This is a genomic window from Nocardiopsis oceani (assembly GCF_054777395.1).
The window spans coordinates 45,411-66,678 of the sequence record NZ_BAAHAR010000050.1; the positions used below are offsets into that span (position 1 = coordinate 45,411).

Consider the following 21,268-nt stretch of genomic DNA (forward strand, 5'->3'; position numbering starts at 1 on the left):
CGGCTCTGTTGTTGGCCAAGGCCCCCGGGGAGCACCGGCGGGGCGGGACCGCGGCCCGGAAACGGAAGTGAGGGGCCGCCGGTGCGAGTGGCCCGCACCGGCGGCGTGAGAGGGCTCGGGGAGCCTAGCCTCGGAGTGCCTCGATGAGCTCGTGCTCGTTGTCCTTGGACAGGTTGGTCTGGATAACCGTGGGGTGCAGCGGCCGGAAGGCGTCGACGACACGGTCGATGGTGGCGTCGTCGGCGAGCAGGAACACGGCGGCCCTGCCCTGCTGGAGTTCGGAGCCGATGCCCCTGATCATGACGTCGTCGATCCCCACGTCGCTGAGCCTGCCCGCGATCGCCCCGGTACCCGCGCCGACGGCCAGTCCGAGAAGCGGGTTCAGGAACAGCATGCCGATGAGCGTGCCCCACAGCGCTCCGCCCGCGGCGCCGTAGCCGGTCAGGTTGACGGTCTGGTGGATGCGGGGACGTCCCTTGTCGTCCTTGTACGCGTAGGCGGCGTCCTCCAGTCGGAGGAGTTCCTGTTTGCTGAGGTCAGCGGCGATGTCGAGCGCCTCTTCGGCGGTGTCCCGGTCGGCCACCCCGAGCACGATCAGCTGCGCCATTGGTGTGTGTTCCCCCGTCGTCGCCTCCGGGCCCGGTGTCTAGGGCCCGATCTGCGGCAGCCTTCCCGGGGTCTGCTCCGGCCAACGCCACCAGGAGTCCTGGTTCTCGCAAAACCTCACCAGTCGCGGAGCGGCCCGCCGTGCCCGGGGCCGGGGTCGTCGGGGTCCTGTTCGCGCCGCACCTGGCGCCGGACCATGCGGTAGAGGCCGTAGGCCCAGGCCAGGACAGCCGCGCCAACGATCAGATAGCCGAGCGGGCCGAGTTCCATACGTGCCTTTCGGGTCTACTCCGGGACCTGCCCGGCGGCCGTGGCCTCCGGGTCGGCACAGTTGCGGGTGGGGTCCTCGGGGTCGTAACGAACGGCCACCTCGCTGCCCGCCGGATGACGCTGAGCGTACTTCCAGGCGCGGTGGGCGCCCCAGCGCCGCCGGGTGAGCTCATCGGGGTTGGGGGTGTTCCCCTCGTACTCCTGGCCGTCGACCTCGAACACGTACCTGACCCCTACCTTGTCGAGCTTGGGCTGTGGCTCCTTACCCGCGAGCTCGGGCACGGGGTGGGGCGGTCTCGCCCAGACCGGTTTCGCGAAGACGACGGTTCCGGTCGCGGTGGGCCAGCCCGCGGCCGTACGGGCGTCGCGACGGCGTTCCCGCTCGTTGCCCAGGAGCCGGTAGCCGACGTAACACGCTAGGGGGATGCCGACCGCCAGCAGGCCAATGAGGCGGACCAGCTGGGGGTTTCGGGAGGGCTCAGCGAGTTCGTGCGCGAGGGCCAGGACGGTCTCCACTCGGTACGCCTCCCTGGATCAGTCTCTCCGAAAGGCTTACCCACGCCGTGGTTCTCACACCTGGAAGCGGGGTTCGCCCTGGTTCAGGCCTTCCGGGCCACCACCAGCTGGGTGGTGTAGGGGACGCGTACGGTGCCGTCGGGGAAGTGGCGGTCGGCGATGGCCCTGAGCTGGGCCCGGATCCGGTCCGCACCGATCTCCTCGGCCGCGGCCGCCATCTTGCTGGACGACATCGCCATACCGAGGTACCCATCCGCGGTGAGCTCGCGTACCCACGGGAAGGTCTGCTCGGTCGCACCGGTCAGGCCCTTGGCCGCGGAGAATTCACCAACCAGGTCGTACGTGCGGTAGTACCGGTCGTATCCGGGGCTGTACCGCTCCAGCAGGTCCTCGTGGGCGTCGGTGAAGGCGCTGCCTTCGAGGTCGCGGTTGTTGTTGAGCACGGCGAGGGTGCCGCCTGGGGCGAGGAGGCGTACGGATTCGGCGTAGAAGGCGGGCCGGTCGAACCAGTGCACGGCCTGGGCGGTGAGGACGAGGGACGCGGAGGCGTCTGGGAAGGGGATGTCCTCGGCCCGGCCGTCTACGTACTCGACCGCGTCGCCCTCGCCCGGCTCGGCGTCGGTCGCGGCGGCCCCGCGCATGTCGTGACCGGGTTCCACACCGACCACGCGCGGCCCGGGGCCGAAGGCCCCGCGGAGAGCACGCGTGGAGATACCGGTTCCGGCCCCGACGTCGAGGAGGAGCCACGGGTCGGGCCAGTCGTCGGAGGGACCGGCGCGCACGTGGTCGCGCAGGGTGTCGAGCACCTCCTGCGGGTATCCGGGGCGGAAGGCCCGGTAGTTCTCGGTGAGGCCTTCGAAGGCCTGGGTGCGGTCGTTCATCTCGGGTTCCCTCCGCTGCGGATGAGCTGGCCTTTGGCCCGGCGGAATCCTAGCGCCCGCACCTCTCATGACGGATCGGTGACTCGTGTGAACGGATGATGACCGCACATCGAGCCCGTGAACTGCACGAACTCTTATTTCATAGTATTCCTACTGATTTGGTTGACTTTAGCTGCGCGGGCGATCTACCGTCAGAGCACTCGCAGCGGACGGACCGCGACCGGACGCGTGAGGCGACCGCCGCGCACCCCCTTGCCGAACGGAGCACCGTCATGACCACCACGGCCACGGAACTGACCGTCCGCCGCGTCGCCGGACGGATCGGCGCCGAGATCTCCGGCGTGGAGATCGGCCCCGACCTGGACGAGACCACCGTCGCGAGCATCCGCGAGACCCTGCTCGCACACAAGGTGGTCTTCTTCAGGGACCAGCACCACCTCACCGACGAGGCCCAGGCCGGGTTCGCCACCCTCCTCGGGCCGCTCACCACCCCGCACCCCACCACGGGCAAGGCCTTCGGGCAGGAGCACCACGTCCTGCCGATCGACTCCGAGCGCGGCAAGGCCAACAGCTGGCACACCGACGTGACCTTCGTCGACCGCCCGCCCCAGGCCAGCGTGCTGCGCGCGATCCACCTGCCCCCGTACGGCGGTGACACCACGTGGGCCAACACCGTCACGGCGTACCAGGACCTGCCCGAGCCGTTGAAGGAGCTCGCCGACGGCCTGCGCGCCGTGCACAGCAACGACTACGACTACGCGGCGGCGGTGCCCAAGCGCGAACTGACCGGCGACCTGAAGAAGTACCGGGAGCAGTTCGTCTCCACCGTCTACAAGACCGAGCACCCGGTGGTCCGCGTCCACCCCGAGACGGGCGAGCGGGGCCTGTTCCTCGGCCACTTCGCCCAGCACTTCTCCGGCCTCAGCAGCAAGGACTTCAACCTGCTGTTCGAGCTCTTCCAGCAGCGGGTGACCCGCCCGGAGAACACTGTGCGGTGGAGCTGGCGCGAGGGCGACGTGGCGGTCTGGGACAACCGCGCCACCCAGCACTACGCGGTGGCCGACTACGGCGACGAGGCCCGCCGCCTGCACCGGATCACCGTCGCCGGTGACGTCCCCAAGGGGGTCGACGGCCGCCCGAGCCGCTCCCTGGCCGGGGACTCCAGCGAGTACACCCCGGCGGTCTAGAGCCCCCTCACCGTTCCGAGGCCCGCCCCCGAAACCTCTCGGCACCCCCTTGACGACGGCGGGCCGACGCACGCGCGGCCCGCCGTCCTTCGGAGCTCACTCATGCACACGCGACGCGACATCCTGCGCTATTCCGCCGCGGTCGGCACCGCCGGGGCGACCCTTCCCCTGCTGTCCGCCTGCGGAACCTCCGAGAGCACCGCCAGCGACTCGGCCGCCACCGTCATCCGCTACCAGGGCAGCACCGGCAACGTGGTCTTCCCCGAGCTGGCGGCGGACCTCGGCTACCTCGACGGCATCGAGCTGGAGTGGATCGGCGACACCACCAGCGGCCCCCAGGACATCCAGGCCGCGGCCACCGGCGACACCGATGTCGGCGGGGCCTTCAACGGGGCGATCGCCAAGCTGGTCGCCGCAGGGTCACCGATCACCTCAGTGGTGTCCTACTACGGATCCGACCAGGAGACCTTCAGCGGTTACTACGTGCTGGAGGACAGCGACATCACCGAAGCCCGCGACCTCGTCGGTAAAACGGTCGCGATGAACACGCTCGGCGCCCACCACGAGTTCGTGGTCCGGGAGTGGCTGGCCCAGGAGGGTCTGGACAACGACGAGATCGCCCAGGTGGAACTCACCGTCGTCCCGCCCGCCAACACCGAGCAGTCCCTGCGCAACGGGCAGGTGGACGTGGCCACCCTCGGCAGCATCCTGCGCGAGACCGCCCTGGAGCGCGGCGGTATCCGCCCGCTCTTCACCGACGAGGGCCTGTACGGCACCTTCAGCTACGGGGCCCTGGTCCTGCGCGACGAGTTCATCGAGGACAACCCGGACGCCACCCTCGCCTTCGTCAGCGGCGTCGCCCGGGCGATCCGCTGGGCCCAGACCACACCGCGAGGCGAGGTGGTGGACCGGTTCACGGACATCATCGAAAAGCGCGGCCGCAACGAGTCCACCGACGTCATCCAGTACTGGAAGAGCAGCGGTGTGGCCGGCTCCGGCGGAATCATCGCCGAAGAGGAGTTCTCGATCTGGCTGGAGTGGCTGGACCGCAACGGGGAGCTCACCGAGGGCACGGTCGAGGCGTCCGACCTCTACACGAACGAGTTCAACCCCTTTCACAACGGCACCTACCCCGAGGACTCGGGCCCCGACGGCGATCCGGTCGCGGAACCGGACGGCGGCGAGGACGGCGACGAGCCCCCTGAGAGCGAGGACTCATGACGACCGCAGCGCACACACGGAGCACACAGGTGCGCGCCCATCCCAAACTGCTCCTGGACGGGGTGCGGCAGACCTTCCCTGTGCGTGACGCCAAGGGCCGGTCCGGCTCCTCACTGACCGCCATCGCCGACGTCACCCTGGACATCGCCGAAGGCGAGTTCCTGGCCTTGGTCGGCCCCAGCGGCTGCGGCAAGTCCACCCTGCTCGACCTGCTCGGCGGCCTCACCGAACCGAGCGGGGGCCGCATCCTCCTCGACGGTAGGCCGGTCGCCGGCCCCGGGCTGGACCGAGGCCTCGTCTTCCAGCAGTACGCGCTCCTGCCTTGGCGCAGTGCTCAGGGCAACGTGGAGTTCGGGCTGGAGGCCAAAGGCTTGGACCGGGCCGAGCGGACCCGGCGCGCCCGCGAGTTCCTGGAGCTGGTGGGCCTGGACGGGTTCGAGGACCGCTACCCGCACGAGCTCTCCGGCGGCATGAAGCAGCGCGTGGCGATCGCCCGCAGCCTGGCCTTCGACCCCGAGGTCCTGCTCATGGACGAGCCGTTCGCCGCACTGGACGCCCAGACCCGGGAGTCGCTGCAAGACGAACTGCGGTCCATCTGGCAGCGCACCGGAAAGACCGTCCTGTTCATCACGCACGGCATCGACGAAGCCGTCTACTTGGGCCAGCGCGTGGCCGTGATGACTTCACGGCCGGGACGGATCAAGAGCGTGACCGACATCGACCTGGACCGGGACGCCAGCGAGGACGTGCGCTCGGACCCGGCCTTCGCCCGCTACCGGCACCTCGTCTGGCGGGAACTCCACGACGAGGTGGCCCGGGCCCAGCGGTCCGAGCGGTCCCAAGCGTCCGAGGGGACCCACTCCGCCCCGCGCGTACCCGTCTCCAAGGAGGCTGACCGTGGCTGACATCCTCACCCGAACCTCCACCGCTCCCCCACCCGCCGCTCCCCTCCCCGACGGGCCCGCCCCCAAGGCGCCCAACCCCGCGCTGTCCACGGCGTGGCTGTGGTTCAAGCGCTCGGCCGCGATCGTGGCGTTCCTTCTGCTGTGGGAGGTGGCACCCCGGATCGGCCTGGTCGACCGCGTGTTCCTGCCCCCGCTCTCCGAGGTGCTTGTAGCCACCGGCGACCTGGCCGCCAGCGGGCAGCTGTGGGCGCACGTGTCCGCGAGCCTGTCCCGGGCGCTGACCGGGTTCACCATCGCCGTCTCGATCGCGGTACCGCTCGGCATCCTCATCGCCTGGTACCGGCCGGTGTCGGACTTCCTGCTGCCGATCCTGGAACTGTTCCGCAACACCGCGGCCCTGGCCCTGCTGCCGGTGTTCGTGCTGATCCTGGGGATCGGCGAGACCTCGAAGATCGCGCTGGTGGTGTTCGCCTGCACCTTCCCGATCCTGCTCAACACGATCACCGGGGTGCGTACGGTCGACCCGCTGCTGATCAAGTCGGCGGTCTCCTTGGGGTTCGGTCCGCTCGCCCTGTTCCGGAAGGTGGTGCTGCCCGCGGCGGTGCCGTCGATCTTCACCGGGGTCCGGATGGCGGGGGCCGCGTCGATCCTCGTGCTGATCGCCGCGGAGATGGTGGGCGCCCAGTCCGGGCTGGGCTACCTCATCAACGCCTCCCAGCTGAACTTCCAGATCCACGACATGTACGCGGGCATCCTGTCCATCGCGCTGCTGGGCGTGACACTCAACGGGGTGCTGGTCGCCCTGGAACGGAGGTTCTCGCGGTGGCGGGTGGCAGCGAAATGAGCTCGGACAAGCCCAAGGAAGCGAGAGAGAACATGACCGGTCACCGAGGGCTCCACCTCAACGCCTTCCTGATGGGGGTGGGTCACCACGAGGCGGCTTGGCGGCACCCGCGCACCGACGAACACCGCGTCCTGGACCTGGCCCACTTCCAAGAGCTGGGCCGCATCGCCGAACGCGGGAAGCTCGACTCGGTGTTCTTCGCCGACGGGCTGGCCACCGGGCCCAGGATCGAACGGAACACCCTGGCGGTGTTCGAGCCGATCACGCTGCTGAGCGCGATCGCCGCGGTCACCGAACGGGTGGGCCTGATCGCCACCGCGTCCACCGGCTACTACTCGCCCTACCTGCTGGCCAGGGCGTTCGCGTCGCTGGACCACATCAGCGGCGGCCGCGCGGGGTGGAACATCGTCACCTCCGGGCGCGCGGACGAGGCGGCCAACTTCGGCCTGGACGAGGTACCCGACCACGCCGACCGCTCCGAGCGGGCGCGGGAGTTCACCGAGGTCGCGGCCAAACTGTGGGACAGCTGGGAGGACGGCGCGATCCGGCTGGATCCCGAGGCCGGTGTGTTCGCCGACCCCGAACAGGTGCACACGATCGACCACGAGGGTGAGCGGTTCCGGGTCCGAGGGCCGTTGAACTCGCCGAGGTCACCACAGGGCCAACCCCTGCTGGTCCAGGCGGGGTCCTCGGAGGACGGCAAGGAGTTCGCCGCCCAGTACGCCGAGGCCGTGTTCACCGCCCAGCAGACCCTGGAGGAAGGGGTGGGCTTCGCCCGCGACCTCAAGGGGCGGCTGGCCCGGTTCGGCCGTACCCCCGACCAGATCAAGGTGCTGCCGGGGATCGTGCCGTTCATCGCGCCCACCGAGGCGGAGGCCAAGGAGTTGGAGGCCGAGTTCACCGCCCTGATCTCCCCCGACTACGCGCTGCGGCACCTGTCGCAGATGGTGGGCGTCGACCTCACCGACCACGCTCTTGACCAGCCTCTGCCGCCGCTGCCGGACGAGGAGCGGATCCGCGGCAACAAGAGCAGGTTCAAGCTGGTGGCGGACCTGGCCGGGCGCGAGTCGCTGACCGTGGGTGAGCTGATCGCGCGCCTGGGCGGCGGACGCGGCCACCAGACCTTCGCGGGAACCGCGGAGCAGGTCGCCGACCGGATCCAGGAATGGTTCGAGGCGGGCGCAGCGGACGGGTTCAACATCATGCCGCCGTACCTGCCGGGCGGCTTGGAGGACTTCGTGGACCAGGTGGTGCCGGTCCTCCAGGAGCGGGGGTTGTTCCGCACCGAGTACGCGGGCCGGACGCTGCGCGACCACTACGGCCTGGAGCGTCCGGTGAGTCGGTTCGCGGCGGCGGTGGACGCCCGGTCCGCTGTCGAGGTGGCCCCCGCCTGATCTGTGCCGATCCCCGTTGTCCACAGGTTGGGCAGTGCCTCTGGCGCGGGCGGCCCGATGCGGTTTCACTGGGATGGATCCCATCCCCACCCCAGCTCCCCAGGGAGGACCGCCCGTGCGCACAGTGCTGGTCGACGACCGAGTCCCGCGACAGTGCTCAGCCGACGACGCCGGCCGGCGGGGCAACTGTGGTGTCGTTCTGCGGGGCAGAGGGGGTGTCGGTCCTGGCTCTTCGGTACTCGGATGGGCTGGTGCCCAACTGGTTCTTGAAGGCCGCGCTGAACGCGAACGCGCTCCCGTACCCCACGCGGGCGGCCAGCGGTTCCAGGCCCAGGTCGGGTTCGGCCACGAGGAGGTCGCAGGCCAGGCTCAGCCGCCAGGTGCGCAGGTAGGTCATGGGCGGACTGCCCACCGCGCGTTGGAAGCGGGTGGCCAGGGTGGACCGGGAGACCGAGCAGCCCGCCGCCAGCGACTCCAGGGTCCAGGGGTGGGTCGGGTGTCCGTGCACCAGGTCCAGGGCGCGGGCGACGGTCGGGTCGTGCTGGGCGCTGAGCCAGTTCGGCGCGGTGTCCGGGTGCGACTCCAGCCAGGCCCGGACCGCCATGACCAGCAAAGAGTCCAGCAGGCGGTCGTTGAGTGCGCTCTGGGCTACCCGCGCGCTGGTGATCTCCCTGGTGAGCAGGGTGACCACCGCCGGGTCGACGGCCCCCGCCGGCAGTACCGCCAGCGGGGGCAGCGCGGCGAGGGCGAGGCGCCCGATCTCGCCAGTGTCCTCGTAGGCGCCCAGAATCATCGTGTCCGTGCCGTCGGGGTCGTTTCCCCAGGTCCCGACGCCGTGGCTCATGGTCACGTGGAGTTCCCGGCCATCGAGGCTCATACAACGGTTACCCGGATAGACGATGGTGCCGGGAGGCGTGTCGGGGTGGTCCGAGAGCACGTACGGTTCCGGGCCGCGGATGAGCAGCACGTCTCCGGGGCCCGTCAGGACGGGGGCGAGGCCCTCACGGCGCAGCCAGACCCGGCCGCCGGTGATCACCACCAGCGCGAGCGGGGCTCCGTCGCGGATGTCCATGGCCCAGGGCGGACCCATCACGATGCGCAGGGTGAAGGCGGACCGGGCGCGCGGCCCGTCGATCAGGTGCACCAGGGGGTCCATGGTCTCCTCCCACCGGGCCGGGACCGGCTACGGCACGAACAGTGGACGTTCTCTTATGGAGTCCAGCAGATGAACCATGTCCCGTCCAGAGCTTTCCCGCTGTACTGGGGTCATGGATACGAACAGCAGCGCACACAGCACCACTCGGCGAGTCCTCGTCACCGGCGGGACCGGGATGACCGGGCGCCGCGTCACCCGACTGCTGACCCAGCTCGGCGTCGAGCACCGGGTCGGTTCCAGGGCGGGCCACCCGGGGTCCGGCACCCCGCCCTTCGACTGGCACTCCCCCGACACCTGGGACGCCGTCCTGGAGGGGGCCGACTCCGTCTACCTGTGCTACCACCCGGACCTCGCCTTCCCCGGGGCGTCCGACATCGTCACGGCCTTCGCGGCACGGGCCGCCGGCCACGGGGTGCGCCGGATGGCGCTGCTCTCCGGCCGCGGCGAACCGGAGGCCCAGCGGGCCGAGGAGGCGGTCCGGGCCGCCTTCCCCGACCTGACCGTGCTGCGCTGCTCCTTCTTCGCGCAGAACTTCTCCGAGTACTTCTTCCTGGACGGGGTTCGTTCGGGGACGCTCGCCCTGCCCGTGGCGGACGTGCCCGAGCCGTTCGTGGACCTGGACGACGTCGCGGAGGCCGCTGTCCGGACCCTCACCCAAGAAGGACACGCCGGCGAGCTGTACGAGATGACCGGGCCGAGGGCGCTGACCTTCACTGAAGCCGGAAAGGTCCTGGGTGGCGCGGCGGGCTACCCCGTGGCCTACCGGAAGGTGACCCCGGACGAGTACGTCTCCTGGGCCGCGGCTGAAGGCGTACCCGAGGAACTGGCTCAGGGTCTGGTCGCGCTGTTCACCCAGGTCCTGGACGGACGCAACACCAAGCCCGCCGGCGGGGTCCAGCGCGCCCTCGGCCGCCCGGCAGGCGATTTCGAGGGCTACGCGGCCAAGGCCGCAGGGACGGGGGTGTGGGAGAGGAGCTGAACCGGTCACCGGCGGGCCCGTCACGTGCCGTCAGGCCCGCCGTTCCGAGTACTCCGGACTGGAGCTCTGGCTCTGAGGGCGATCGAGCAGGAGGTCTGCGGCGCGGGCCAAAACCTCGGCTCGGCTGCGTCCGGGGTGGTCAGCGGCGAGGAAGTGCTCCCCGATCGCGGCGCAGAAGGCGAGCAGGCTACGGGCCTCGACCTCGTCGGGGTCCGAGCAGAAGGCACCGATCACCCCGCGCAGGAGTTCCATGCGCCGGTTGTCGACCCGCCGCAGCCGCTCCGCGACCGCCTCGTCGCGCCTGGCCCATCCGCGGACCGCGAGATCGATGGGCAGGAGGCGGTCGTCGGAGAGGGTGAGCATGCCCGCCCGGTACGCCTGGTCCTTGGGGTCGCCGCCCTCCCGCGCCACCTGGTCGATCACGTCGTCGGTGCTCTCCCGCTCCCAGGTCTCCAGCATCGCGTCCAGCAACGCGTTCCGGTCGGCGAAGTACCCGTAGAAGCCGCCCTTGGTCACACGGAGCCTCTTGGCCAGGGCTTCGACACGGACCGCGTCCGGCCCGTCGGCGGCCAGGACGCGGAGGCCCTCCTCGACCCACTTCTCACGCGGTGTGCGCACAGCACCCATGCGGACCCTCACCTCTCGACGTCATATACGGGAGCGTATAGAGTAGCCGAAGCCGATATATACGCCACCGTATACTAGGGGGTAGCGCAATGCCGGATGATCCGATTCCACACCCGAGGCACATGGGAGACGGTCAGGTAGAGAGCGCTGTGGGGGTCAGTGCTGTCCCCGACTCCCTCCGTTCGGCCAGTTCACTGCCTCGCATCGCCTACGCCGACGCGTTCACCCTCCCCACCGGACTGAGCGCGACCCCGGAAGGGTGGGCCCGCGCGATGTTCGGGGATACCCCCGACTTCGCGGCCAGGCTGATATGGCGCGGATTCCTGGGTCTGCGCCTCAGCCAGGGCGCCGCACCGGACACCGTCGCCGGGTGGCGGATCGCCGGGCGCGGCCGGGACTGGATCCGGCTCGAAGCCGACTCCTGGTTCCTGAACGGCAACCTCGTGGTCCGGGCCGACGGTGCCGGGGTGTCACTGGGTACCTTCCTGCACTACCGGCAGGCCCTCGGCAGAGTCGTGTGGCCCCCACTGTCCGCCCTCCACCGCCGCCTAGCCCCCGGACTGCTCCGCGACGCCGCGGCCAAACTGCGCCTGTCGGGGCGGGGAGCCACACCCCCTGTTTGAGGGTGTCGGGCGGCGACCCGTGCCGCCCGCGCGTGGTGCACCGGGAGGAACCGCGCCGTCCGGGGGAAGAGCCGTCCGGAAGAAGGACCGTTCAGAGGAAAGGCCGTCCAGAGGGGGCAGCGGGGGTTGTCCACAGGCCAGGATCCGCGGCTGGCACGACGGAGGCAGACCCGCTTGACTTGTTGTATCGGGGGAGCCCAGCCTGTGCCAGCTTCGTACTGCCCAGATTCAGCTGTCGGCCTGGTGGCCGGTGACCGCCACTTTCGTCAGCGCTGAGGCGGGTCGGCTGTCGCGGCCGGTCAATGTGTGCGCCGGAGCGCCTTGCGCGGCCTTGGCGCTGGTTCTCCCGGTTCCCGCTTCCTCCCGGTTCGTGTCGGGTTCAGCGTGTCCAAGACCTGAAGCCAGGACCCAACGGGCTGTTTCCCGCACCCCGAAGAAGCCGTGGCCGGGTGCTCCAGAACTTCAGCCGCTGCACTGAATCGAGGCACAAATGTTCACGGGTTCATTTAAACTGTGCTGGACCGTGCACAGATGATGAGGAGAGCTCCGTGCCAGCACATCGATTCGGCCACCGACAATTCATGAGAGCTCGATGACGATGGATGTTTCCGCAGGCAACGGAACCGACACAGACCCCGAGCGTCTTTATCGCGCCGCGCAGCTGTATTACGAGCAAGGTGCGACTCAGGCGGAGGTCGCCGAACAGCTCAGCGTTTCGAGACCTTCGGTCAGTCGCCTGCTGGCGGAGGCGCGGGCTGTCGGGCTTGTCGAAATCACCGTTCATCGTCCCAGTTCCCAGAGCACCCAAGAGCTGAGTGCGCGGCTGCGCGAGGCCCTGGGGCTCGACGCCGTTCATATCGCCCACGGGGACCAGTCGCAACGGGTGGGCCTGGGGTTGGGTCCGCTCGCCCGCCACGCGCTGAGCGGCGTGGGCCTGCGTCCCGGTGATGTCTTGCTCATCGCTTCCGGAGTGACCACCTACGCCTTGGCTCAACAGCGCATGGGCGACTACCCGGGTGTCATCGTCGCGCCTACGGTCGGTGGGCAAGCCGAGGCGGACCCCTGGCACCAGACGAACGAGGTCGTTCGGATGTTCACCTCAACCTCCGGGGGCCGTCCGCATTACCTCTTCGCCCCCGCGCTGCCGTCACCAGCCCTGCTGACCGCTTTGCAGGACGATCCGGGTTTTCAGCAGATCGTTCAGGACTGGGGGTCGGCGAAGGCCGCACTCGTCGGCGTCGGGGCTCCGCCCCTCTCAAGGGAATCCATCTCCCGCTCCGTCCCCCGTGACCACCCCAACTTGGCCAAGTCGGTAGGGGATGTCTGCCTCGCCTTCTTCGACCGGGAAGGCGCCGAGGTCACGTTCCCGGGAAACGAGCGCATGGTCAGGGTGCCCGGCGACGCGCTTCGCGCGGTACCGCACCGCATCGCCGTGGCCGTCGGCCAGGAGAAAACCCTGAGTATCACTGTCGCCGCGCGATCGGGTTGGCTGAATCAGCTGGTGACAGATGAGGCCACCGCCCAAGCGATCGAGCGGGACATCTGATCGCCGCACACCTACCGTAACGGGACCGGCCGCCCTCTCGCCGGTAATACAGCGAGAGGGCGGCCGGGTCTGCCGGATGTGCGTCCGGACCGCGACTAGGGCGTGTTCGATTCAGTCTTCGATAACGAAGTCCTGAAGGTCGTCGGCGTTCTCTTCGGTGATCAGGATGCAGTCCAACGCGACCTTCTCACCGTCCAGTGACGACTCCCCCGTACGGATGACCTCGTCGAGGACCTCGAGGGCCTGGGTCGTGGCGTCGTCGATGGGCTGCAGGACCGAAGCAACCATCTTGCCATCCGCGACGGCCTCAGCGGCATCGTTGCTCCCGTCGAAGCCCAAGACCTCCACGTCGTCGAGGACCCCGGCCTCTTCAAGGGCGTTGATAGCGCCCAGAGCCATCTCGTCGTTGCCGGAGATCACACCGTCGATGTCCGGGTTGCGGGAGAGCAACTGTTCCATGGCCGTCTGGCCCTCTTGGCGGTCCCAGTTGGCGATCTCCTCACCGACCTTCTCCATGTCCGGGTACTGGGAGAGCACGCTCTCGTAGCCCTCGGAGCGGACCGGTGCGTTGTTGTCGCTCGGCTCGCCGAACAGTTCCACATAGGTGCCCTCGTAGCCCATGGCCTCGGCCCATCTCTCGGCTCCCTCGGCCGCACCCTGGGCGTTGTCCGAGACGAACTGGGCTTCCGCCAGGCCGGTTTCCGAGATCTCGGCGTTGACGAGGGAGACGGGGATGTCGGCGTCGACGGCCTGCTCAACGATCGCCACGCTCTCGTCCGCACCGGCGGGGTCGAGGAGGATGCCATCGACGTTGTTGTTGATGGCGGTTTCCATCAGTCGGGTCTGCTCGTCGGGATCGTTCTCGTGAGCGCCGACGTTGTAGCTGTATCCGAGCTCTTCGGCCAACTCTTCCGCGCGGTTCACCTCGGCGGCCCAGTAGGGGTTCGAGGGGTCAACGGTAATGATGGCGATTTCCCCGCCGCCCTCAGCGTCTCCCCCGCCGCCGCTCCCGCATCCGGTGAGAACGAACGCGGTGGCCGCGATCGCTGCCATCGATTTCCGGCACATGGGTCTCCCCTTTTTCTCTTCTTGCAACGAACGACGGTAACTACGATGTCGATTTCGGGGACTGGCCCTCACGGCCTCCGGTCCCGGCGCCAGCCCCGGCGAGACTCCTCTCGGATTCCCGTCTGGCTTCGGCGGCGGCGCGCGCCTGTGCCTGTCGGCGCTGCAGGATCTGCTGGATCTGGTCGACAGCCACAGCCAGGATGATGACCGCACCGGTGATGACGGTCTGCCAGAAGGGCGAGACACCGACGATCACGAGCCCGTTGGTCAAGAATCCGATGACGAAGGCGCCGATAATGGTGCCGCGCACCGTTCCGCGGCCGCCGGAAAGGGCTGCGCCGCCGATGACCACTGCCGCGATGGCGTTCAGCTCGTAGAACTGACCGAGGTCCGCAGTCGATGAACGGATATTCGCGATCTGCAGAATCCCGACGATGCCCGCGCACAGCCCGGTGAGCACGTACACCCTGGTCTTGACCTGAGTGACGGGTACTCCGGAGAGCGCCGCAGCGCGCTCGTTGCTGCCGATGGCGTACAGCCAGCGCCCGAAGGGGGTGCGCGTCAGAAGGATGGAGAACGCGACGGCCAACGCGATCATCACCCATGCGGAGATCGGCACACCCAGGGGGCTGCTGGCGAAGACGTCGAAGAAGCCCGTGTTGCCCAGCTCCTCTTGGCCCCGGAGTTCATTGGTGATGTTGGTGCCACCGAGCAGTACCTGGGTCAGGCCTCTACCGACGTAGAGCATGCCCAGCGTGACGATGAACGGAGCAAGGTTCAGCCGGGCGATCAACAAGCCGTTGACCCAGCCGACGAACATCCCGACGGCGACGGCGATCACGATGACCACCCAGGTTGACGGATACATGACCGCGTCGGTCAGGGGCAGATGGACCCCCTGGAACAGGTTGCCGGCCACGGCACCGGTGAGTCCGACCGTGGAACCGACGGAGAGGTCGATGCCCGAGTGGAGGATCACCATCAGCATCCCGAGGGCGATGATGGCGTTGAAGGCGACATCCTTGGCGACCGTCACGAGGTTGCCGGCCGAGAGATAGGTATCGCTCATCGACGCGAAGATCACGATGATGATCGCCAGCGCGACGAGGGCGCGCGCTTCAATGAAGAAGGCGCCGAGGTTGATCTTGGAGCCCGATGTCTTTTCCGGCGTGGTCGCGGCGCTCATCGTGGTCCCCCTTCTTCTGTCGTGGCCGGCTCTGCTGCTTGACCGCCGCTGCCTTCGGCGGCCGCCATCACTTCTTCGCGTGTGGCGTTGCGCGGGTCGAACTCTGTGACCACCCGGCCGCGGTCCATGACGACGATGCGGTGTGAGGCGTTCAGCGCTTCGCCGACGTCGGAGGTGACGAAGAGGACCGCGAGCCCCTTCTTTGCTTGGGAGAACAACAGCGAGAAGATCTCGCCCTTGGCTCCGACGTCGACGCCACGTGTGGGGTCATCCAGTAGTAGGACTTGCGGCTGGGACATCAGCAGCTTGCCGATGACGACCTTCTGGGCGTTCCCGCCGGAGAGGGCAGTGATCGGTGTCTCGGGCCCTTCGGCTTTGACCCCGATCCTCTTCATCTGGTCCTTGACGCCTTGCATCTCATCGCGCACGGCGATGAATCCGCGCCGCACCCAGGAGCTCAGGCTCGCGAGCGACATGTTCTTGCCGACGGTCTGCATCTGGATGAGCCCGTCGCGCTGCCGGTCTTCGGGTACGAGCCCCATACCGAGGTCGATGCGATCGGCGATGTTCTGGCCCGCGAGGTCGCGTCCGGCGAGCAGCACTCGGCCACCCGCTAGTTCGTCCCGTCCGCAGAGCGCTTCCATCAACTCGGTTCTTCCAGCGCCCATCAGACCGAAGAGGCAGACGATCTCTCCCTCTCTTACGTCCAGTGAGACATGGTCGACCGGGAACTTGCCGCGTACTGTGTCGGCGACCGTCACGTCCTGGACGGAGAGCGCGACCTCCCCGTGCTCACGAGTTTCATCGCGGAAGTCGTAATCCGCTTCACGGCCCACCATCTGGCGCACGACCCAGCCCAGGTCGACGGCTGAGGCCTCCTCGGTGGCCACCAGGTCCCCGTCGCGGAAAACCACCGCGTAGTCGGCGATCTCGAGCGCTTCCTCGAGGTGGTGGGAGATGTAGACGATGGCTACGCCCTGGCGCTGCAGTTCTCGGATGATCTTGAACAGCACTTCGACCTCGGCCGCGCTCAGCGCGGACGTGGGCTCATCCATGATGAGGATGCGCGCGTCGGTGGACAGGGCCCTGGCGATCTCCACGATCTGCTGTTGCCCTACACGCAGGTCCTGCACGAAAGTGTCGGGCGAAATCGGCTCCTCGAGCCGCTTCATCAGCTCCCGTGTCACCCGGTCCTGGTCCGCGTAGTGGATTCCGCGGACCGATGCGATCTCGCGCCCCAGGAAGATGTTGTCACTGACCTTGAGGTTCGGATTCAGGTTCAGTTCCTGGTGGATGATCGCGATGCCCTTCTCCACGGCATCCGTGGTGGAAGAGATCTCGATCTTCTCCCCGTCGAGCTCGAGGTGCCCGGAGGTCGGTTGCTCGACGCCGGAGAGGATCTTCATCAGCGTCGACTTGCCGGCACCGTTCTCACCGAAGAGAACCGTGACCTTTCCGGCGCTGACGTCGAAGTTGACGCCCTTGAGGGCACGAGTGACCCCGTAGGTCTTGCTGATATCGACCGCGCGCAGGACGACATCGCCCGAACGGGTCTGCGCGGACCGCTCTGCCACGGCTGCGGGAGGGGGCGGCACGACGGCACTCATGAGTCGGCTCCGACGTCCAGCGGCTGGATGACGAGCGGGCGCTGCGCGGCCGCGTCGGCATCGGAACCGGCGTAGCTGAGGATGCCTTCGATGCTGATCTGCTCTCCCTGCGCCGCGCCGGTGTCGGAACCGAACGCCTCCTGCACGTTGGTCAGCATCAGCGCGCTCAGTTCGTTACCGACTTGCTGGTATTCGGTCTGCCCTGGAGCATCGCCGAACTCGTAGCCGGTGACGTTGCGGATCAGGCCTCCGTCCAAGGCGTTGCCCAGGGGCACGGTGACGGTTTGGCCGGTGTCGACGTCTTCGATATCGAGCGTCAGGGTTTCGTCGTCCGCCTCTTCGACAGCACCCGTCGCCGTCACGGCGAAGGCGGTCGTCTCTTCGCTCGGCTCCATTGCGTCGAATTCATCAGCGGCAGCATCCGGATCCTCGGCCAGCGCCGCGGCCACCGCGCCAAGCTCGGACGGGTCGGCGAGGAGTTCGGTCCGTGCCTGCTCGAAGAGCTCATCGGCGGTGACCGCCGGATCGAAGTCATCGGAGGTCAGTTCGTCGACCTCCGCCGGGGTGAGGAACCTGGTGTTCGCCAGCATCGCGACCACCAGGACCGTCAGGAGCGCACCGATCACGACGCGGCGCCGCGTCCGCGAGGTTCTGCGCCGCGGCCCCGGGGAGGTCGGCCGCGTGCCTTCTCCGCTCCCGGCGCCCTTGTCGCGCTCCGCCTCCTGCTGCGCGGATACCGGCGCTTGGGAGGTATCACTCATGCCGGCACACCCCCGACGAGGTTGTTGGCGGTGCCTGCGGGGATGGGCCCGTTGGGCAGGATCGAGACTTTGACGGACTCTCCTGAGGAGTCCGCGACGGCGTCCAGAGCGTCCTGGAAGCGCTCGAGGGGGAACTGATGGGTGCACACGCGGTCCAAGGGCAGCGCACCGGCTTCGATCAGCTTGATCGCTGAGGGCCAGCAGTGCGGACCGAGGTGGGCGCCGAGTACGTCGAGCTCCTTGTCATCGGAGATGATGGACCAGTCGACCGACACCTTCTCGTTGAACACGGAGTATTCGACGAAGCGGCCGAGTTTGCGCAGCAGGTTGATGCCCTGGGCCACCGCTGAGGGGTGCCCGGTCGCCTCGATGTAGACGTCGGCGCCGTATCCGCCCGTCAGTTCCTTGACGCGGGCAACGGGGTCCTCGGTGGTGATGTTGACGGTCAGATCGGCACCACAGTCCCGGGCGAGCTCGAGTTTGGCGTCGACCATGTCCAGGGCGATGATGCGCATCGGGTTCTTCTGCCGCGCCCCCGCGATGGCGGAGAGCCCGATCGGTCCGGCGCCGGCGACGACGACGGTGTCCTCGAACTGAACGTTGGCCCGTTCCACGGCGTGCATCGCGCACGAAAGCGGCTCGGAGAAAGCCGCGAAGTGTCCGGGCAGGGCGGACGAAACCGGATGGACCAGCGCCCGGGTCGGAACGAGGACGTACTCCGCCATGGCTCCGTCGAAACCCTTGAACCCGAACATGTCGTGGGGTTCGCACATCCAGTAGATCCCACGGCCGCAGTAGAAGCATGCACCGCAGGGCACGATCTGCTCACACGCGAGCCGGTCGCCCAGCTCGACGCCTCGGGACGCGAGGGCGCCTTCGCCGGCGGCGACCACTGTGCCCACGAACTCGTGGCCCGGGATGCGGTTGGTCTCGGCCCACGCCTGCTTGTACTCGCCACCCCAGAACTTCTCGGCCCCGTGGTAGCACTTCAGGTCGGAAGCGCACACACCGACGGCGTCGGTCCTCAGCACGAGTTCCCCTGCTTCCGGTACCGGGACGGGGCGCTGCTCGATCCTGTAGTCGCCGGGCCCATGAACGACGACGGCTCGCATCTCGGACGGAAGCATCTGCTCCGACGCTGCCTCAGAAGAGGCGGTGGGAGTGGTGTTCATCGCGTTACTCCTCAAACCAGGTGCGGTGGAGCGGACTCCTATCCGCTGATCGCGGGTGGTGCATGTCACTGGTTTCAATCCTAGAATGTCCAGAACACGTGTCAAGCACATTCGTTCATCCTCTTTGGAGTACATGCTATGACGACATCCCCTCGCGGTCTCGAGTGGACAGAGCTGGACGACCGGGCGGTCGACACCGCTCGCCTCCTGGCAGCCGACGCCGTACAGAGAGCCGGCAACGGTCACCCCGGGACCGCCATGAGCCTGGCGCCGGTGGCGTACTTGCTGTACCAGAAGCTGATGCGCCACGACCCGGCGGATCAGGCATGGAGCGGCCGGGACCGCTTCGTTCTTTCCTGCGGACACACGAGCCTGACCCAGTACGTGCAGCTGTACCTCGCCGGTTATCCGATGGCTCTGGAGGACCTCAAGGCACTTCGGACCTGGGGCAGCCAGACCCCCGGGCATCCCGAGTACGGTCACACGCCCGGGGTCGAGGTCACCACGGGCCCCCTCGGCCAAGGCCTGGCCAACGCGGTAGGGATGGCCATGGCGGCCCGCCGCGAACGCGGGCTCCTCGACCCGGAGGCCCCCACGGGATCGAGCCCCTTCGACCACTCCGTGTACGTCATCGCCTCCGACGGCGATATCCAGGAAGGTGTCAGCTCCGAGGCATCGTCGATCGCGGGCCACCAAGAGCTCGGCAACCTCACCGTGCTCTACGACGACAACCGGATCTCGATCGAGGACGACGTCGACGTGGCCTTCAGCGAGGACGTCGCCGCCCGCTACGCCGCATACGGCTGGCACGTACAGACGATCGACTGGAGCGGGAACGGCGGCTACCGCGAGGATGTCCACGGCCTGTGGCGGGCCTACCGCGCCGCAGCGGCCGAAACACGTCGCCCCAGCATCATCGTGCTCCGCACCGTCATCGGTTGGCCGGCACCGAAGATGCAAGGCACCGGCGCCGCGCACGGTGCCGCCCTCGGCGAGGACGAAATCCGCGCGACCAAGGAGGTCCTCGGTTTCGATCCCGCCGCGCACTTCGCGGTCGCCGACGACGTCATCGCGCATACCCGCACAGCACGCGAGCGGGGACGCGCATCGCGCTCTGCTTGGAACGACCAGCTCGCACGTTGGGCCGAGCGCAATCCCGGGGCGGCCGAGCTGCGTGAACGCCTGCGCGCGCGCCGCCTGCCCGACGGGTGGACCGACGCGCTGCCTGAGTTCGCCCCCGACCAGAAGGGCATCGCGACCCGCAAAGCCTCGGGTGAAGTGCTGTCGGCCCTCGCGCCGCTGCTACCCGAGCTCTGGGGTGGCTCCGCCGATCTTGCCGGGTCGAACAACACCACGCCCGAAGGCCAGACCTCGTTCCTGCCGCCGGACCGCTCGACCAAGAGCTTCACGGGCCACTGGTACGGCCGTGTACTCCACTTCGGTGTCCGCGAACACGCGATGGGGGCGATCCTCAACGGCATCGCGCTACACGGCCCGACCCGCCCCTACGGGGGGACGTTCCTGATGTTCAGCGACTACATGCGGCCCGCGGTCCGGCTCGCCGCCCTGCAGGAGCTCCCCGTGGTCTACGTCTGGACCCACGACTCGATCGGCCTCGGAGAGGACGGCCCCACGCACCAGCCGATCGAACAGCTCGCCGCCCTCCGGGCGGTCCCCGGGCTCGACGTCGTCCGGCCCGCCGACGCCAACGAAACGGTGCATGCCTGGCGTACCGCCCTCGGCCAGAGCGACCGCCCCGTCGCGCTGGCCCTGAGCCGTCAGAACGTACCCGTCTTCGCACGGGGCACGGCCGACGCTTCGGGCGGTGTGTGCAAAGGAGCCGAGGACACGGCGCGCGGCGCCTACATCCTGCTGGACACCGAGGACGACCCTGACGTACTCATCATCGGCACTGGCTCCGAGGTGCAGCTAGCGGTCGAGGCGCGCGCCGCTCTCGCCGCCGAGGGCGTGGGTGCCCGGGTCGTGTCGATGCCCTCGCGCGAATGGTTCGCGCGGCAGACGGCCGCCTACCGCGACCACGTCATCCCTGCGCGTGTACGCGCACGGGTGGTCGTCGAGGCGGGGGTCCCATTCGGGTGGCATGACGTCGCCGGCGATGCCGGTCGCATCGTCGGCATCGAGCACTACGGGGCCTCAGCGGACTGCGCCACCGTATTCGAGAAGCTCGGCGTCACGGCAGAAGCGGTCGCCCAGGCGGCACGCAGTTCGATCGAAGCCGCACGGTCCGGCACCGGTGCCGCCCCCGGCCGAGCCACGCGGCCGGGCCAGGCGGCCGGGCCCGCCGACGGCCCGGACGCACCGTAGCTTGTGGAGCCGCACGGCGCCGGGTTGGATCCCGGTGCCGTGCTCGCCGCCGCGGTGGACGATCGCGGCGGCGCCCGGCGGAACAGGTGCAGAACATGTGTCCTTGACATATGTTCCCGGCTGTCTCGAGCTGAGGACGGTGCTGAGAGTCGGCATCTTCGTTCTACGCGGCAAGGAGCAACCGCTATGGGGAAGCGTTTCACCTGAGTTGGCTCATTCGCTTAGTGCGTGAGTTACACCCCCTGGACCGCGTCGAGGAGGGCCTGATCCTCGGTGGAGATAGCCGGTGCGAAGGTCTGGTTGGTGCCGTTGATCGCTATGGTCGCCGAGCGCAAAGGCCGCAGCTGCCTGATGACGTTGCGCACCGCGAGCCCTGTGCGGGCCTGGACCTGTC

At 68.5% G+C, this 21,268-nt stretch carries 20 protein-coding genes; 9 read left to right on the forward strand and 11 right to left on the reverse strand.

The genetic code is table 11. The features are described from left to right. Window positions 1-124: 124 nt before the first annotated feature. From ACYVDG_RS26685 to ACYVDG_RS26700, 4 genes are all read right to left on the reverse strand, one after another. Window positions 125-607: a DUF1269 domain-containing protein gene (locus ACYVDG_RS26685; protein WP_460759536.1), complete on the reverse strand. Its 483-nt coding sequence runs from the start codon at window positions 605-607 to the stop codon at window positions 125-127. A gap of 116 nt (window positions 608-723) precedes the next feature. Further along, on the reverse strand, window positions 724-876 hold the full coding sequence (locus ACYVDG_RS26690) for a hypothetical protein (protein ID WP_460759541.1): 153 nt from the start codon (window positions 874-876) through the stop codon (window positions 724-726). Window positions 877-891: 15 nt separating this feature from the next. Next, window positions 892-1,392, reverse strand: a complete 501-nt coding sequence (locus ACYVDG_RS26695; RefSeq protein WP_460759546.1) for a DUF3592 domain-containing protein — start codon at window positions 1,390-1,392, stop codon at window positions 892-894. A gap of 83 nt (window positions 1,393-1,475) precedes the next feature. Further along, on the reverse strand, window positions 1,476-2,273 hold the full coding sequence (locus ACYVDG_RS26700) for a class I SAM-dependent methyltransferase (protein ID WP_460759550.1): 798 nt from the start codon (window positions 2,271-2,273) through the stop codon (window positions 1,476-1,478). 272 nt (window positions 2,274-2,545) lie between these two features. Here ACYVDG_RS26700 and ACYVDG_RS26705 point away from each other — a divergent pair, with 272 nt between their 5' ends. The 5 genes from ACYVDG_RS26705 to ACYVDG_RS26725 all read left to right on the forward strand — a co-directional run bounded on the left by ACYVDG_RS26705 (window position 2,546) and on the right by ACYVDG_RS26725 (window position 7,824). Continuing rightward, window positions 2,546-3,460 carry a TauD/TfdA dioxygenase family protein gene (locus ACYVDG_RS26705; RefSeq protein WP_460759555.1) on the forward strand — a complete coding sequence of 305 codons (915 nt, stop codon included), beginning with the start codon at window positions 2,546-2,548 and terminating at the stop codon, window positions 3,458-3,460. Between the two features lie 102 nt (window positions 3,461-3,562). Further along, the gene (locus ACYVDG_RS26710; RefSeq protein ID WP_460759559.1) at window positions 3,563-4,681 is read left to right on the forward strand and encodes an ABC transporter substrate-binding protein; all 1,119 of its coding nucleotides are present in this window, start codon (window positions 3,563-3,565) and stop codon (window positions 4,679-4,681) included. Next, window positions 4,678-5,586 carry an ABC transporter ATP-binding protein gene (locus tag ACYVDG_RS26715; RefSeq protein WP_460759564.1) on the forward strand — a complete coding sequence of 303 codons (909 nt, stop codon included), beginning with the start codon at window positions 4,678-4,680 and terminating at the stop codon, window positions 5,584-5,586. The genes ACYVDG_RS26710 and ACYVDG_RS26715 overlap by 4 nt, the downstream gene beginning before the upstream one ends. Beyond that, entirely contained in the window at window positions 5,579-6,430 is an 852-nt protein-coding gene (locus tag ACYVDG_RS26720) for an ABC transporter permease (protein ID WP_460759568.1), read from the forward strand. Before ACYVDG_RS26715 ends, ACYVDG_RS26720 begins: the two co-directional genes overlap by 8 nt. Window positions 6,431-6,462: 32 nt before the next feature. Continuing rightward, window positions 6,463-7,824 carry an LLM class flavin-dependent oxidoreductase gene (locus ACYVDG_RS26725; protein WP_460759572.1) on the forward strand — a complete coding sequence of 454 codons (1,362 nt, stop codon included), beginning with the start codon at window positions 6,463-6,465 and terminating at the stop codon, window positions 7,822-7,824. 157 nt (window positions 7,825-7,981) lie between these two features. Here the strand turns inward: ACYVDG_RS26725 and ACYVDG_RS26730 are convergent, their stop codons facing one another. Further along, window positions 7,982-8,980, reverse strand: coding sequence for a cupin domain-containing protein (locus tag ACYVDG_RS26730; RefSeq protein ID WP_460759577.1), 999 nt, complete (start codon window positions 8,978-8,980; stop codon window positions 7,982-7,984). Window positions 8,981-9,092: 112 nt separating this feature from the next. Between ACYVDG_RS26730 and ACYVDG_RS26735 the strand changes: the two genes are divergently transcribed. Then, window positions 9,093-9,959 carry a Rossmann-fold NAD(P)-binding domain-containing protein gene (locus ACYVDG_RS26735; RefSeq protein WP_460759580.1) on the forward strand — a complete coding sequence of 289 codons (867 nt, stop codon included), beginning with the start codon at window positions 9,093-9,095 and terminating at the stop codon, window positions 9,957-9,959. Window positions 9,960-9,989: 30 nt separating this feature from the next. Here the strand turns inward: ACYVDG_RS26735 and ACYVDG_RS26740 are convergent, their stop codons facing one another. Further along, a complete protein-coding gene (locus tag ACYVDG_RS26740; protein WP_460759584.1) occupies window positions 9,990-10,586 on the reverse strand; it encodes a TetR/AcrR family transcriptional regulator in 597 nt (198 codons plus the stop codon). A gap of 122 nt (window positions 10,587-10,708) precedes the next feature. Between ACYVDG_RS26740 and ACYVDG_RS26745 the strand changes: the two genes are divergently transcribed. Further along, window positions 10,709-11,209 (forward strand): hypothetical protein, encoded by a 501-nt coding sequence (locus ACYVDG_RS26745; protein ID WP_460759588.1) that lies wholly within the window; start codon window positions 10,709-10,711, stop codon window positions 11,207-11,209. Between the two features lie 592 nt (window positions 11,210-11,801). After that, window positions 11,802-12,755, forward strand: coding sequence for a sugar-binding transcriptional regulator (locus ACYVDG_RS26750; protein WP_460759592.1), 954 nt, complete (start codon window positions 11,802-11,804; stop codon window positions 12,753-12,755). A 111-nt stretch (window positions 12,756-12,866) separates the two neighbouring features. On the opposite strand, the gene ACYVDG_RS26755 is transcribed toward ACYVDG_RS26750, so the two are convergent. From ACYVDG_RS26755 to ACYVDG_RS26775, 5 genes are read right to left on the reverse strand one after another with little or no spacing between them, the layout of a single operon-like run. Next, window positions 12,867-13,808, reverse strand: a complete 942-nt coding sequence (locus ACYVDG_RS26755) for a substrate-binding domain-containing protein (RefSeq protein WP_460759595.1) — start codon at window positions 13,806-13,808, stop codon at window positions 12,867-12,869. A 55-nt stretch (window positions 13,809-13,863) separates the two neighbouring features. Further along, a complete protein-coding gene (locus ACYVDG_RS26760; protein WP_460759600.1) occupies window positions 13,864-15,009 on the reverse strand; it encodes an ABC transporter permease in 1,146 nt (381 codons plus the stop codon). After that, on the reverse strand, window positions 15,006-16,616 hold the full coding sequence (locus tag ACYVDG_RS26765; RefSeq protein ID WP_460759603.1) for a sugar ABC transporter ATP-binding protein: 1,611 nt from the start codon (window positions 16,614-16,616) through the stop codon (window positions 15,006-15,008). Before ACYVDG_RS26765 ends, ACYVDG_RS26760 begins: the two co-directional genes overlap by 4 nt. Continuing rightward, on the reverse strand, window positions 16,613-17,377 hold the full coding sequence (locus tag ACYVDG_RS26770) for a DUF2291 family protein (protein ID WP_460759606.1): 765 nt from the start codon (window positions 17,375-17,377) through the stop codon (window positions 16,613-16,615). The genes ACYVDG_RS26765 and ACYVDG_RS26770 overlap by 4 nt, the downstream gene beginning before the upstream one ends. Continuing rightward, window positions 17,374-18,549 carry a zinc-binding dehydrogenase gene (locus ACYVDG_RS26775; protein WP_460759611.1) on the reverse strand — a complete coding sequence of 392 codons (1,176 nt, stop codon included), beginning with the start codon at window positions 18,547-18,549 and terminating at the stop codon, window positions 17,374-17,376. Before ACYVDG_RS26775 ends, ACYVDG_RS26770 begins: the two co-directional genes overlap by 4 nt. 138 nt (window positions 18,550-18,687) lie before the next feature. Here ACYVDG_RS26775 and tkt point away from each other — a divergent pair, with 138 nt between their 5' ends. Continuing rightward, on the forward strand, window positions 18,688-20,874 hold the full coding sequence (gene tkt, locus ACYVDG_RS26780) for a transketolase (RefSeq protein ID WP_460759614.1): 2,187 nt from the start codon (window positions 18,688-18,690) through the stop codon (window positions 20,872-20,874). Window positions 20,875-21,268 lie beyond the last annotated feature (394 nt).